Annotated in this window: 2 pseudogenes; both read right to left on the bottom strand. The window is 70.1% G+C overall.

Features of this window, described 5'->3' with window-relative positions:
* A pseudogene (locus EOA29_RS44140) lies at positions 1-134 on the bottom strand (cobyrinic acid a,c-diamide synthase); the annotation flags it as partial.
* A 5-nt stretch (positions 135-139) separates the two neighbouring features.
* Positions 140-930, bottom strand: a pseudogene (cobA, locus tag EOA29_RS38060) (uroporphyrinogen-III C-methyltransferase); the annotation flags it as partial.

Here is a 930-nt window from a genome sequence, read left to right as displayed (position 1 = left end):
ATATAGTCCGGCCCGGACTTCGCGCCGCGCACCTTCAGTCCGCGCCGGGCGAGCGCGCGCAGCAGGCCGATGGTGACGCTGGTCTTGCCCGAACCGGAGCGCGGCGCGCCGATGATGATCGCGCGGGCGGCCACAATCCACCTGCCAGTGCCGCGCGCATGGCGACGATCTCGCCGACGACGATCAGCGCCGGCGAGGCGAGCCCGGCGGCCGCGGCCGCCTCGGCGATTGTCACGAGCGTTGCGACAACGATGCGCTCTTGCGGCGTGGTCGCCGCGACGATCACGGCGGCAGGAGTGGAGGGCGCAAGGCCGCCGCTGAGCAGCTTCGCCGCTATCACCGGCAGATTGGCCATGCCCATATAGACGACGACGGGCTGGCCCGTGCGCGCGATCGCGGCCCAGTCGATGTCGTCATCGGTGCCCGCGGCATGGCCGGTGGCGAGGATGACGGCCTTGTTGATGCCACGCATGGTGGCGGGAATGCCGGTCGCGGCCAAGGCGCTCAGGCCGGAGGTCAGGCCGGACAACACCCGGAACGGAATGTTTTCGCGCGCGAGCGCCAAAGCTTCTTCGCCGCCGCGGCCGAAAATATAGGGATCGCCGCCCTTCAGGCGCACGACGCGGCGGCCTTCGCGGGCAAGACGCACCAGTAGGGCGTTGATGTCGTCCTGCTTCATCGAGGGCTGGCCGCCGCGCTTTCCCGCGTAGAAAAGCTCGGCGCCTTCAGCAACCGCCACGACATCGGGCGAGACCAGCGCGTCATAAACCAGCGCGTCGCACTGGCCAAGCGCCGCCAGCACTTCCAGAGTCAGGCAGCCGGGATCGCCGGGGCCGGCGCCGGCCAGCCAGACATGGCCGGGCTCCAGCGCGCGCGGCTTGAAGTTCAGCCGCGCCAGTGCCTGCTCGACCGTTGCCCGTCCGTTTCTGT

It is taken from the genome of Mesorhizobium sp. M1E.F.Ca.ET.063.01.1.1 (assembly GCF_003998155.1).
Classification (GTDB): domain Bacteria; phylum Pseudomonadota; class Alphaproteobacteria; order Rhizobiales; family Rhizobiaceae; genus Mesorhizobium.
The sequence above is the reverse complement of the archived record's forward strand: the minus strand, read 5'-3'. Positions and strand labels throughout refer to the sequence as shown.